The sequence below is a fragment of the Streptomyces virginiae genome, from assembly GCF_040638905.1.
In the GTDB taxonomy this organism is placed as follows: domain Bacteria; phylum Actinomycetota; class Actinomycetes; order Streptomycetales; family Streptomycetaceae; genus Streptomyces; species Streptomyces virginiae_B.
In genome coordinates this window covers 369,208-381,930 of the sequence record NZ_JBEZYV010000001.1, presented here as the reverse complement: position 1 = coordinate 381,930, position 12,723 = coordinate 369,208, and the positions used below count along the sequence as shown (strand labels likewise).

Sequence of the window (12,723 nt, the reverse complement as noted above, 5' to 3'; positions counted from 1 at the left end):
ACGACGAAGGAGCGAACACGCCATGACGGCCCGAAGCGCCCCGGTCACGGCCGACGTCCTCACCGACGAGGCCCGCCGCCATTACCAGGAGAACGGTTTCGTCCGCATTCCCGAGGTCCTCACCGCCTCCGAGGTCGAGCGGTTCAGGACCGCCTCCGAGGAAGTGGTCGCCCAGCACGGGCCGGAGATCTGGGGCGCCGGCGAGGACGAGGTGCAGGTGCACTTCGTCGCCCAGGCCTGGCTCAAGCACGAGGCGCTGCGCGACCTCGCGCTGCACCCGGCGATCACCGGCATGGCCAAGCGGCTCGCCGGCGGCCCCTTGCGCCTCTACAGCACCGACATCCTCCTCAAGTCCGGCCGGGAGACCCTGAACACGCTGCCCACGCTCGTCCACGACGACGAGACGGGCCTCCCGCTGCACGGCATCGACCGGACGCTCACGGCGTGGGTCGCGCTGGTCGACGTACCGGCCGAGAGCGGGTGCCTCAGCTACGTGCCCGGGTCCCACCTGCGCGACGCCGCCCACCGGCAGGTCCACATGACCAGCTTCGCCGAGTACCGGCCCATCGCCGACATCTGGCCGGACTACGACTGGCAGCCGCGGATCACCGTGCCGCTGAAGGCCGGTGACGTCGCCTTCCACCACTGCCGCACCGTCCACATGGCCGGGGCGAACCTGACCGACAACCCCCGGATGGGCCACGGCATCGTCTACATGGACGACGGCAGCACCTACTGGCCCGGCACCGAGGACGCCCACATCTCCCACATGGCCCCCGGGGACCCGCTGGACAACGAGAAGTTCCCCCTCATCTAGAGGAGACCGTCGAAGGTGAGCGTCATGCACGGCACATGGAACCGCACGGACATCGGAGAGCTGGGCAGACGGCTCCAGCGCGCCCACGGAGAGGTGTGGCTGCACCAGGTCAAGGGCGATCCGTACGCCGACCTCCTGCGCGGCCACGCCGAGGACCCCCGTCCGGGCCAGGAGCGGATCCGCGCGCTCGGCCCGCTGTGGCGCAGCACGACGGGCGCCTGGGTGACGGCGGACCACCGGCTCGCCGGGGAACTCCTGGGCGCGGGGTGGCCGCACCGCCCCCTGGCAGACGACGAGGCCCACGTACCGGTGGACGACGCCGGGCTCGGCGGGGACGCCGCGCACTACGAGCGGCTGCGCGGGTACGCGCGGGACGCCGTGCCCACCGCCGCCGTGCAGGCGGTGTGCGAACGGGTGGTCGGCGCCCTGGCCGCGGACTTCGACCTGGTCACCGACCTCGCGGAGGCCGTTCCCACGAACCTGTTGGCCGCGACCCTCGGGCCGGCCGGCGCGGACCGCCGGGAGCTGGCCCGGGCCTGCAAGGCCGCCGGGGTCGTCCTCGACGGCCTGCTGTGCCCGCAGCGGCTGGACGTCACCCGGCGGGCGGTGGCCGCCGTCGGCCGGCTGCGCGAGCTCCTCGCCGGCCCCGCCGCCGACCCCGAAGCCGGACCGGGGGCCGGCCCGCACGAGGCCGCGGTCCTGCTGGCCACCGCCGGGGTGCGCACCGCGGCGAGCCTGATCGCCGGCTCCGTGCTGGCGGTGGCGGACCACCCCGGGGAGTGGTCGCGCGTCGCCGAAGACCCCGGGCACGCCGCCCTCGTCGTGGCCGAGGTCCTGCGCCACGACCCCCCGGTACGGATCCATCCGGCGGTCGCCCTCGCCGACGTCGAATTCGCCGGACAGCACGTGCGGGCGGGCGAGCGCGTGGTGGTGCTCGTCGCCGCGGCGAACCGCGACCCCGAAGTCTTCGACGATCCCGACCGGTTCGTCACCGGCCGCCCGGTCGAGGCGCTGGTCCCGGCCCTCCACCACCGGGTGACCCTGCCGTTCGCCCGCGCCCAGGCCGAAGCGGTCCTGCGCGCACTGGTGGCCGCCCGCCCGCGCCCGCGCCGCTCGGCCGGCCACCTGCGCAGCCGCCGCTCACCCGTCACGGGACACCTGCTCGGCTGCCCGCTCACCACCGGCTGACCGGCGCCCACAGAAAGGAACCCCGCGATGAGAGTCCTGTTCACGTCGATCGAGGGCAACCACTTCCAGCAGATGGTCCCGCTGGCCTGGGCCCTGCGCACCGCGGGCCACGAGGTGCGGGCGGCCTGCAACGAAAGCCTCGTCGACACCGTCACCCAGACCGGCCTGACCGCCCTGCCGATCCAGTCGCCCACCCTCTGGGAGCAGCTCGACGGCTTCCAGAAGGAGGCGATCTCCCTCTTCAACGAGATCGGCACCAGCAAGCAGGACCCCTCCGAAGCGACCTGGGAGGACCACCTCTCCTACGAGAACATGGTCGTCCCCGCGCTCTACCAGCCGCTCAACAACGACGCGCAGATCGACCAGCTCGTCGCCGCCGCCCGCAGCTGGCAGCCCGACCTGGTCGTGTGGGAGAGCTTCTCGATCGCCGGGGCCGTCGTCGCCGTCGCGACCGGCGCCGCCCACGCCCGCCTGGTGTCCGGGCCCGAGCTCGCCCTCCAGATGGTCACCCGCGGACACTTCGTACGCCACCGCGACCGGCAGCCCGAGCCGCTGCGCGAGGACCCGACGGCCGAGTGGCTCGACTGGACCCTCGAACGCCTCGGCAGCGACCGGCGGTTCGACGAGACCATGCTGACGGGCCAGTGGGTCGTCGACACCCGGCCCGCGAGCCTGCGCCAGGAGCTCGACCTGTCGACCGTCCCGATGCGCTACGTCCCTTACAACGGGCGCTGCGTGGTGCCCGGGTGGCTCAACGAACCGGTGGAGCGCCGCCGGGTGTGCATCACCCTCGGCACGTCCATCACCAGCGAGGAGTCCGAGCGGTTCCGGCTGGGCGAGACCCTCGCGGCCCTCTTCAGGAGCCTGGCCGGACTCGACGTCGAGATCATCGCCGCCCTCGACCCGGCCCAGCGCGGCGCCCTGCCCGACCTGCCGGACAACATCCGCACCACCGACTTCGTCCCGCTCAACGAACTGGCGCCGTCGTGCTCGGTCATCGTGCACCACGCCGGCTACCAGACCAAGGCCACCGCGGACCTGCACGGCGTTCCCCAGGTCGTCATCGTCGGCTACGAGTGGGTGAGCGAGGACATGGGCGAGGAATACGAGAAGTCCGGCACCACCCTGGCCGTCTCCGCCCGCGACCTGACCGCCGAGGTGCTCCGCGAGAAGATCCTGCGGCTGCTCGACGAGCCCTCCTACACCGAACGGGCCGGCGCGCTCCGTGACGAGATCCGCGCCATGCCGACGCCCAACGAGGTCGTGCCGGTCCTCGAGGAGATGACCAGGGAGCACCGGCGCCGCGGATGACCGGTCCACCGGCCCGGCGGCCGGTGGACCAGTGCTCCTCGTGCGCTCCTCGAGATCGGTCCCGCAGATTCGATGCCATGCCGAATCCGTGGGATCTCCCCGACGAACTGCCCACCGACCTTCCCGTCTCCCGCTGCGAACTGCCCGACGGCCGCGTGCTGTCGGCGGTGCAGGAAGCGGAGGCGCACACCCTCTGGGAGGAGATCAGCAGCGCCGCCCCCTACCGCAAGGCGGCCGAGGGCCTCCGCCCCGGCGAGGCCGTCATCGACGTCGGCGCCCACATCGGGCTGGCGTCCCTGCTCTTCGGCGGGCTGGCCCCCGAGAGCCGCGTGCTCGCCTTCGAACCCGCCCCGAAGGCCTACACCTGTCTGGAGGACAACCTCGCCCGCCTCCTGCCGGGGGCGACCGCCTTCCGGCAGGCGCTGGGAGCCGCGTCGGGTACGTCCGAACTGACCTACCGGCCCTACGTGGCCTCTGCCTCGACCCTGTACGACGACGCCGAGGACGACGCCCGCAACCTCGAAGCGCACCTCGACAACATCGGCGCCGACGAGCAGACCAGGGAGGTCGTGCGGCGCACCTTCAACGTGAGCCAGCGGGTCACGGTCGAGGTGACCACGCTGGCCTCCGTCATGGCGGAGCACGACGTCGACCGGGTGGGCCTGCTCAAGATCGACGTCGAACGCGGTGAACTCGACGTCCTCGACGGCATCGCCCCGGCCTGCTGGCCCCGCATCCGGCGGGTCCTCCTCGAGGTCCACGACATCGACGGCCGGCTCGGCCGGGTCGTCTCCCGGCTTTCCGGACTCGGTTTCCACGCCACGGTCTCCCAGTGGGGGGTCTACGTCGGCGGCAGCGTCCACCTGGTGCTGGCGGAGCGGGACTGACATGCCGAGGAGGAAGGGCCGATGAGCGACGGCGCTCCGCGTCCGTCCGGATCCGGGGCGACGGCGGACCGCGCCCTCGCCCCCGATCTCGCCCGGGGCCTGATGCTGCTGATCGTCGCCCTGGTGCACGCCCACATGTTCGTCAGTGGGAGCGCCGCCGTGATCCGGGGGTATCCGCCGGTCGCCGGCTCGCCCGCGGACGCAGCCACGGCGGGGGTGCTCACGGTGCTGGCCGACAGCCGCAGCTTCCCCATGTTCGCCCTGCTGTTCGGCTACGGCACGGGCCGGATCCTCGCACGCGAGAGGGAACGGGGACGGGACGGACCCGGTGCGCGCGGGGTGCTGCGCCGCCGCGCCCGCCGGCTGCTGGTGTTCGGGGCCGTCCACGCGCTGCTGCTGTTCGCCGGGGACGTACTGGGCGCCTACGGACTGCTCGCCCTGGTTGCCGTCGGCCTGACCGGCGCCCGTGACCGCATCCTGTTCACGGTGGCGGGCGCCGGTGTCGCCGTGGGGACGGTGCTGTACGCGAGCATGCTGGCCGCGGGCGTCTCCGGCGACCCGGACGACACCGCGGCGGCGATGTTCCTCGCCGCCGACCCGGTCTCCGACGCGGCGTACCGCATCGGCACCTGGGTGGTCACCACACCGCTGTTCGCCGTCATGTCGCTCGGCCCGTTCCTCATCGGTGCGCACGCCGCCCGGCAGCGGGTCCTGGAGGAGCCGGGCCGCCACCGGGTCCTGCTGCGCCGGGTGGCGGTGTCGGGCACCGCCCTGAGCGTCGCCGGAGGCCTTCCGCTGGCGCTGGTCACCTCCGGGGTGTGGACCGCGGCACCCTCCGACGTGGCCTGGGGGCTCAGCGCGCTGCACGTGCTGACGGGGTACGCGGGAGGCTGCGGCCTCGCCGCGGCGGTGGCCCTGCTCGCGCTGCGCCTGGAGGGCCGGCGGAGCAGGGCCGTGACCGCCGTCGCCGCGTGCGGCCGGCGGTCGATGAGCGCCTACGTCTGGCAGTCGGTCGTCTGGCTCGTGCTGTTCGCCCCGTACACCTTCGGGCTCGGCGACCGCGTGGGCGTCCTCGGCTCCGCGCTCGTCGCCCTCGGCGCGTGGGGCGCCGGTGTGCTGCTCGCCGACCTGCTGCGCCGAAGGGGGCGGCGCGGGCCCGCCGAGGCGCTGCTGGCCAGGGTCACCCGGCGGGCCCCTCCGGCGGCGGCAGCCGCTCCGGAGCGCGAGGACGTGGTACGCGAGGTCAACGGGCCACCGTCGCCGTGACGTAGCGCACCGGCGTCTCGATCGACAGGGGTCCGCCGTCGTGGCGCATCTCGTCCAGCGCCCCGGTGAGCCGGACCCGCAGCCGCTCCCGGTCGTCGTCGGGCAGGTGCTCCCACAGCAGGCGCATGCCCTGGGTGTGGGACCACGCCACCCACGCCTCGCCGGACGGGGCCACGAGGTCGACCGGTTCGTCGGTGATCTCCACCTCGTGGAACCCCGCGGACTCCAGGGCCCGGCGCAGGTCCGCCTCCTGTGCCAGCCAGCTGTTGAAGCGCTTCTGGAGTTCCTCCGGTCGCCACTGCGGCGGCAGGTTCTCCAGGAGCGAGCGCGGGATGAGCTCGGTGAAGACGGGCGGGAGGAAGGGGAAGGTGTCGTCGTCGAACACCGGGCTCGTGAAGGCGATGCGCCCGCCGTCGGCGAGCAGTTCGGCGTAGCGCGGCAGGGCGGCCCGGGCCTCGGGGAAGAAGATCAGGCTGTAGCTGCCGGTGACGACGTCGAAGGAGCGGGCCGGCAGCTCGGGGAACTCCCCGTCCATCACGCGAAGTTCGACGTTTGCGACGCCCAGGTCGGCCGCCTCCTTGCGCGCCTCCTCGATCATGGCCGGCGCGATGTCGATGCCGAGGACGCGGCCCTGGTCGCCGACGAGGGCGGCGGCGTGGAAGAGGCACGCCCCCCGCCCGCAGCCGACGTCCAGCACGCGCTGCCCGGGCTGCGGCGCGGCCCGTTCGACGAGGCGCCGCCCCATGGGGGTGAAGAAGGTGACCCCCATCCGGTCGTAGGACCCGGCGGCGCGGTCGAAGGCGGCCGTGACATGGGCCTTGTATGTTGTCTTGTCCACGTGCGTCGCTCCCAGGAATGGTCGGCGTGTCCGGCCCACCATCGTCCGGCCGGCACCTGCGAAAGCACTCGAGGGCAGATGGACCGGGCCCGGTCGCGGTCCGGGCCGGGGCTCTTGGCGTCCAGCCGTCGTTGAGGCGCGTACGAGACTCCGCGGCCATCATCGTCAGCAGCACGAGGGCCCGGTGGAGACCCCCGATCCTGGCACGCCGGACACGGGACCCAGGCGCTCACGGGCCACGGGCCACAGACCGCACATCACTGCATTGAATGGGAGTCCGGCATGGTTTCCTCCATGGAGTCGCGGAAACTCTCCGTCGAGGGCGCAATCGAATTCACCCCGCGCGTGTTCGACGACGAGCGTGGCATATTCCTGTCGCCCTACCAGGAGTCAGCGTTCTCCGACGCCACCGGCGGGCACACGCTCTTCCGCGTGGCCCAGACCAATCACAGTAGGTCACGGAAGGGCGTGGTGCGCGGACTGCACTACACCCTGACACCGCCGGGCTGTGCCAAGTACGTGTACTGCGCGCGCGGCAAGACGCTCGACATAGCGGTGGACGTCCGGGTCGGCTCGCCCACCTTCGGGAAGTGGGACGCCGTACTGCTGGACACCGAGGTCTTCCGCTCCGTGTACTTCCCGGTCGGCGTGGCCCACGGCTTCGTCGCGCTGGAGGACGACACCGTGGTGTCCTACCTGCTCTCCGGGGAGTACGTCCCGGAGCACGAGCTGGCACTGTCGATCCTCGACCCGGACCTCGCCCTGCCCATTCCCGGCGACATCGAGCCCGTCCTGTCCGAGCGCGACCTCGCGGCGCCCACCCTGGAGAAGGCCGCTTCGGACGGCCTGCTGCCCGACTACGCCGAGTGCCTGGCGATCGACCGCGCCCTGCGCCCGGCCTGATCGGCGGCGGTACGACGCGTGGGGGCGGCCCACCGGGATCCGGTGGGCCGCCCCCACGCGTCGCTGTCCGGCCGGCTCACCCGCTCACAGGCCCAGCGCCTCGCCGCCGGGCCGCCGAGGCGCCAGCAGGCTGTGCAGACAGGCCACCAGGGTGCGGGCCTGCACGTTGAGGTAGTGGCTGTGCCGCAACAGGGTGCTGAGCTGGTCCAGGGTCACCCAGCGGAAGTCCCGGTCCTCCATGGACTCGGCGTCGCCCTTGGCCTCGACGACGAGGTACCGGTTCAGGGCGTGGTGGAAACGGCCGCCCTCCTCGGACAGCAGGCAGGCGAACCTGGTCCGCTCCGGCGGGGCCGACAGCACGTCGTCGACGAAGCGGGGCAGGGCCGCGCCCGGCGGGACGCTCTCGGGGGTGAACTGGACGGTGGGTGAGAGCTCGACCCCGTCCACGTATCCCGGCTCCACGCTGGCCCGCAGCAGAATGTGGAGCACCCCGTCGATCTGCTTGACCAGCACGGCGATCACGCCGGTGCCGTGCGGCTCCAGCATGGGCTGGGACCAGCCCCGGACCTCGCGCGTGCCCGCGGAGACGTTCACCCCGATCACGGAGAAGAACCGCCCGCTGGTGTGGGAGACCCGCTCCGGCGAGCTGTGCCAGTCGCGCAGCTCGACCAGCGGTACCGGGCGGGTGGTGAGGTCGTTCTGGGCGCGGTGCTCGGTGATCCAGCTCTGGAGCTCGTCCACGTCGTGCACCCCGCCCGGCTCCCCGGCGCACGAGCGGGCCAGGGCGTCCCGGAAGCCGTCGCCGGTGTCCAGCAGGACGTCGAGGCCTCCGCCGGCCAGGGGCAGGCAGGACAGCGTGGTGCGCGTGTCCATGTTGACGATGTCCTCGACGGCCAGCAACCGGTGGATCTCGCCGAGGGTCATCCAGCGGAAGTCCTCCTCGACGGCGATGTCCTCGGTGACCTCGATGACGATGTTCCGGTTGCGCTTGCGGTAGAACCAGGCGCCCTGTTCCGACTGGAGCACGTCGGCGACGACGCGGTGCCGCGTCCTTTCCTGGAAGTACCCCAGATAGGGGACGGCGCGCCCTTTGTGCAGCCGCAGGTAATTGCTGCGGGTGGCCTGCACGGTGGGGGAGAGCTGCAGATGGTTCCTGTTCCCCGGCTCGACCTTGGCCTGCATGAGGAAATGCAGCACCCCGTCGAACTCCTTGGCCAGCAGGCCGAGTACGCCGACCTCCGGCTGGTGGATGATCGGCTGCTGCCAGTGGGGTACGGGACCTGAGGGGAAGCGCACGTCCAGCCCGTCGATGGCGAAGAAGCCGCCGCTGGAGTGCCGCAGCGCCCCGGTGCGCGGATCCCGCTCCCAGTTCTCGAGGCCGTCGAGGTCCACGCGGTCGACCCGCAGGCCCGACCGTTCGCGGGCGTCGGCGAACCACGTGGCGAACGGGGCCGGTTGGCGGACCCGGCTCTCCTCGGCGAGGGCCGACCGTGCGAGCCGGTCCTGGAGCGTGCGGAGGGCGGTCGGGGAAGGGTGCGGGAGGGCGATTCTGTTCACCAGGGATTCCTTTGCGCCGGGAGGACAGGGTCGTGCTGCGTACTCGGCGGTCTTCCGCGTCCGCGGCGTCGAGGAGGGTGGCCGTACCGGTGTCCGCGGATGCTCCCGTGGAGGTGGGGCCGTCGACGGCGCGCAGGGCCCAGTACAGTGCGCGCTGCCAGCAACGACCTCGAATCTCCCTGAACCTGCGCGGGCGGCACGGTCGGGGGTTCGATCGTTCTTCGAGGGTGACGCCCGATGGTTGTCGTCATGACGCCCCCCACGCGCCCGTATCGGCTCGCAGAGCGGACCCCTCCCCACGGGGTCGAGCCAGGATCGTGGCGGCCTCCAGAGGGAGCGGGGCGCCGGTGCGACGAGGCTCCGGATCCGGCACCGGCCGCGTCCTGCCACCGCCGCACCCCGACGGTTGTGCGCACCGAAAGGAACAGGCGCATTTCCGTGGTTTATTGGCGCGAATTCGAAGCGGAATCAAGACGGCGTCATGGTGCTCGAGCGCGAGCGCATCTCGGAAGATCTTATTCCGTTTAATCCTCGACTGTTTCGGGTCAATGGGTGTGCAGGTCGCCGGTGTTGCCGGGGCGAGATGTACCCAGGACGGTGGCATATGGCCTTGCCCCGCCTTAAAGGAAGAGTTAACTTAGTGCAAAGTCAGGGGAGAAGTCGCTTCGTGACCCTTACGTCGACCGGGCGGCGCTCGAACCTCTTGTGACTACGCAGTGTCACAGCATCACTGAACGGGGGACGTGAGATGGACTTCCGGATGCTCGGCCCGTTGGAGATTCTCGATGGTCCGCGCAATGTAGTGCCCACCGCACCCAAGCCGCGCCAGGTGATAGCCCTTCTCCTCATGAGGAGAAACACCCTGGTGCAGACCTCTGAACTTATCGATGAACTGTGGGAGAGTGATCCTCCCGCAAGTGCGATGACCACACTGCAAACGTATATATACAAACTCCGGAAGATTCTCACCGCGCGGAATTCGGAGGAAATTCTATTCACCCGGCCCGGGGGATACACGCTGGCCATTCCCGACCGGTCCGTCGACCTCCACCGATTCGAAACGGAAGCCGGCGAGGGTAAGTCGCTGTTGAAGAACGGAGACGCGGCGGGAGCGGCGGAGGCGCTCCGCCGGTCACTCGCGATCTGGCGCGGCTCCGCGCTGGTCGACGTCGTGCCGGGCGGTCTGCTGTCCTCGTACGTGACACGACTCGAGGAGTTCCGGGAGCGCACCCTCGACCTGCGGATCGAGGCCGATCTCCAGCTGGGTCGCCACCAGGAGCTGATCAGCGAGCTCAAGTCGCTCGTGCTCAGCCGACCGCTCCACGAGAACGTGCACGCCTCCCTGATGATCGCCCTCCACCGCTCCGGCCGGCGCCACGAGGCGCTCGAGGTCTATCAGGTGCTGCGCCGCAGCATGATCGACAACCTCGGCCTCGAACCGGGCAAGGAGCTCCGCGCGCTCCACCAGGCGCTGTTGTCCGAGGCCACGGGGGGCGTGCTGTACGAACGCCACCAGCAGCCCGTCCTGGTCGAGCCCGACCGGGGCCCGGCCGGGCATCCCGAGCGGGAAGAGCCGCCGGTGGCCGCCGCGCCCCGGCCCGCCGCCGCACCCGGAGTCCCCGCACCCGCCCAGCTCCCGCCGGACATCGCCGACTTCACCGGCAGGGAGTGCATCGTCGACCAGGCCCCCGCCCTCCTGGCCGGGGTGGGGGAACGCGACCGTCCCCCCACGGCCCCCGCCGTCGCGGTCATCAGCGGCATGCCGGGCGTGGGCAAGAGCGCGCTCGCCGTGCACATGTCCCACACCGTCCGGCCGTTCTTCGAAGGCGGACAGCTCTACGCGGACCTGCGCGGCTCCACCGGCAGGGGCACGGACCCCACGGAAGTGCTCCACGGATTCCTGCGCGCCCTGGGCGTCGCGGAATCCGAGATCCCCGCGGACCTGGAGGAACGGTCCAAGCTGTTCCGCTCCACCACGGTCGGCCGGCGCCTGCTGATCCTGCTGGACGACGTGTCCTCGCTGGCCGACGTACGCTCGCTGCTCCCCGGCGGCCCGGAGTGCTCCGTCGTCATTACGAGCCGCAGGCGCCTGCACGGCCTGGGCGGCGCCTGGAACGTCAACCTCGACGCCATGGACACCGCCGAGGGCCGCGAGCTGCTCGCCCGCATCATCGGATCCGCCCGGGTCAGGCGGGAGCGCAACGCCGCCAACCAGCTGATGGAGACCGTCGGCGGACATCCCCTGGCCGTGCGGTGCATCGGGGGGCGCCTCAGCGGCAGTCCGGGGCTCACCCTGTCCGGCTTAGCCACCCAACTGAACTGTTCCGAGAAGCTGCTGGACGAGCTCCGCCTCGGGGAACTCGACGTGCGCTCCCGGTACGACTTCAGCTACGAGGGGCTCGGCCGCGTGGAGCAGAGCGTCTTCCGGCTGCTGAGCATCCTCCCGCCCAGGCGGTTCACCGCCGATTCCGTCGTCGAGCTCCTCGGCAGCGACAGCCGCAGCGTGGAGCACCTGCTCCAGCGCTTCGTCGACAGCCACCTGATCAACATCGTCCGGTGGGAGGACGGCGGGGCCCACTACGAGTTCCCGGAGCTCACCCGCGTGTACGCCCGCGAGCGGCTGCTCGACACCCTCTCGGGCGATGGACCGGAACACGAGGGCATCTGGCCGGACCGCCGCCGGTGCTGACCCCCGTTCCCTCTTCCGCAACCACACCCGCCCGTTCGGTCCGTTCGGTTCGTTTCCGACCCTCAGCCCCAGACGGCCTCGGCCCACTTCCGGTTGACGGTCCTGCCCGCCTTCGCCTGCTGCTCCTCCGTCGGGAAGGTCGGTGTGCCCTCGACCGTGGGCAGCTTCTCCGCCAGGCTCTTGTCGAGGGTGCCGTTCTCCTCCATGGACTCCATGAGGACGGGGCGCGCGTACGCCCCGAGCCGGATGTTCTGCCCCTCCGGGCTGAAGAGGTACTCCTGCCACAGCCTCGCCGCCGCGGGGTGCGGGGCGTCCTTGTTGATTCCCTGCGCGTAGTACTGGGCGAAACTGCCGTCGAAGGGGATGGCGGTGTGCCAGTCCACGTCAGCGCCCTTCCTGCGGAAGTCGTCGGCGTATCCGAGGTTGAGGAAGTCCCAGTCGATGCTGATCGGGGTCTGCCCCTTCTCGATCGTGGCCGGGGTGGATTCAACCGGGATGAAGTTGCCGCTCTCGCGCAGCTCCGCGAAGAAGTCGATACCTGGCTGAATGTTGTCGAAGGAGCCCCCGTTCGCCAGGGCCGCGGCGTACACCCCGGCGAAGGCGGAGCCGGACTTCGTGGGGTCGCCGTTGAGCGAGACCTGGCCCTTGTACTCGGGCCTGCGCAGATCGGCGAAGGTCGAGGGGCAGGTCTTGACGCGCTCGGCGTCGCAGCCGATCGAGACGTAGCCGCCGTAGTTGTTGTACCAGCGTGCCCGCGGGTCCTTCTGTTCGTCGGGGATGTCGTCGTACGGGGCGACCTCGTACGGAGCGAGCAGGCCCTGCCGGGCCGCGGCCGGACCGAAGGTGCCGCCGACGTCGATCACATCGGGGGCGGTGCCGTCGCGCCGGTGCTCCTTGAGGGCGTTGACCTCGTCCTGACTGGAGCCCTCCGGATTCTCCACCGCGACCTCGATCCCGTACTTCTTCTCGAAGCCGTCGATCAGCGCCCCGTAGCCCGCCCAGTCCCTCGGGAGCGCGATGGTGTTGAGCGCCCCCTCCTTCCTGGCCGCCGCGGTCAGTGCCGCCATACCCCCCGCGTCCGCGGCAGAAGTGGCCACCGCGGGCGCCCTGGGCGCGGCGGGGGGCCTGTCTCCGCAGGCGCCGAGGGGCCCCGCGGCGAGGGCGAGGCAGGCGGCGACGGCGGCTGTCCGGAGACGAGGTGCGGGCACAAAGGCTCCATAACGGGCGGCACGTACTGATCCAGGCCAGCGTACGTGCGGCAGCCGGG

Annotated in this window: 10 protein-coding genes; 7 read left to right on the top strand and 3 right to left on the bottom strand. The window is 71.5% G+C overall.

The window, feature by feature from the left end:
- Positions 1 to 22: 22 nt before the first annotated feature.
- The 5 genes from AB0F82_RS01870 (at position 23) to AB0F82_RS01850 (ending at position 5,469) form a co-directional block, all read left to right on the top strand.
- Complete coding sequence (locus AB0F82_RS01870) at positions 23 to 817, top strand: phytanoyl-CoA dioxygenase family protein (RefSeq protein WP_356811773.1); 795 nt, start codon at positions 23 to 25, stop codon at positions 815 to 817.
- A 24-nt stretch (positions 818 to 841) separates the two neighbouring features.
- Complete coding sequence (locus tag AB0F82_RS01865; protein ID WP_362622698.1) at positions 842 to 2,005, top strand: cytochrome P450 family protein; 1,164 nt, start codon at positions 842 to 844, stop codon at positions 2,003 to 2,005.
- Between the two features lie 27 nt (positions 2,006 to 2,032).
- Positions 2,033 to 3,316, top strand: a complete 1,284-nt coding sequence (locus AB0F82_RS01860) for an activator-dependent family glycosyltransferase (protein WP_362622695.1) — start codon at positions 2,033 to 2,035, stop codon at positions 3,314 to 3,316.
- Positions 3,317 to 3,393: 77 nt separating this feature from the next.
- Complete coding sequence (locus AB0F82_RS01855; RefSeq protein WP_362622692.1) at positions 3,394 to 4,203, top strand: FkbM family methyltransferase; 810 nt, start codon at positions 3,394 to 3,396, stop codon at positions 4,201 to 4,203.
- 21 nt (positions 4,204 to 4,224) lie between these two features.
- The gene (locus tag AB0F82_RS01850) at positions 4,225 to 5,469 is read left to right on the top strand and encodes a DUF418 domain-containing protein (RefSeq protein ID WP_362622689.1); all 1,245 of its coding nucleotides are present in this window, start codon (positions 4,225 to 4,227) and stop codon (positions 5,467 to 5,469) included.
- Here the strand turns inward: AB0F82_RS01850 and AB0F82_RS01845 are convergent.
- Positions 5,447 to 6,307 carry a class I SAM-dependent methyltransferase gene (locus tag AB0F82_RS01845; RefSeq protein ID WP_362622686.1) on the bottom strand — a complete coding sequence of 287 codons (861 nt, stop codon included), beginning with the start codon at positions 6,305 to 6,307 and terminating at the stop codon, positions 5,447 to 5,449. The genes AB0F82_RS01850 and AB0F82_RS01845 overlap by 23 nt on opposite strands.
- A 282-nt stretch (positions 6,308 to 6,589) precedes the next feature.
- On the opposite strand from AB0F82_RS01845, the gene AB0F82_RS01840 reads away from it, so the two are divergent.
- On the top strand, positions 6,590 to 7,210 hold the full coding sequence (locus AB0F82_RS01840) for a dTDP-4-dehydrorhamnose 3,5-epimerase family protein (protein ID WP_031147050.1): 621 nt from the start codon (positions 6,590 to 6,592) through the stop codon (positions 7,208 to 7,210).
- 84 nt (positions 7,211 to 7,294) lie between these two features.
- Here the strand turns inward: AB0F82_RS01840 and AB0F82_RS01835 are convergent, their stop codons facing one another.
- The gene (locus AB0F82_RS01835; protein WP_362622683.1) at positions 7,295 to 8,767 is read right to left on the bottom strand and encodes an NDP-hexose 2,3-dehydratase family protein; all 1,473 of its coding nucleotides are present in this window, start codon (positions 8,765 to 8,767) and stop codon (positions 7,295 to 7,297) included.
- 748 nt (positions 8,768 to 9,515) lie between these two features.
- On the opposite strand from AB0F82_RS01835, the gene AB0F82_RS01830 reads away from it, so the two are divergent.
- Complete coding sequence (locus AB0F82_RS01830) at positions 9,516 to 11,456, top strand: AfsR/SARP family transcriptional regulator (RefSeq protein ID WP_362622681.1); 1,941 nt, start codon at positions 9,516 to 9,518, stop codon at positions 11,454 to 11,456.
- A gap of 62 nt (positions 11,457 to 11,518) precedes the next feature.
- On the opposite strand, the gene AB0F82_RS01825 is transcribed toward AB0F82_RS01830, so the two are convergent.
- Complete coding sequence (locus AB0F82_RS01825; protein ID WP_436842009.1) at positions 11,519 to 12,523, bottom strand: ABC transporter substrate-binding protein; 1,005 nt, start codon at positions 12,521 to 12,523, stop codon at positions 11,519 to 11,521.
- Between the last annotated feature and the right edge of the window lie 200 nt (positions 12,524 to 12,723).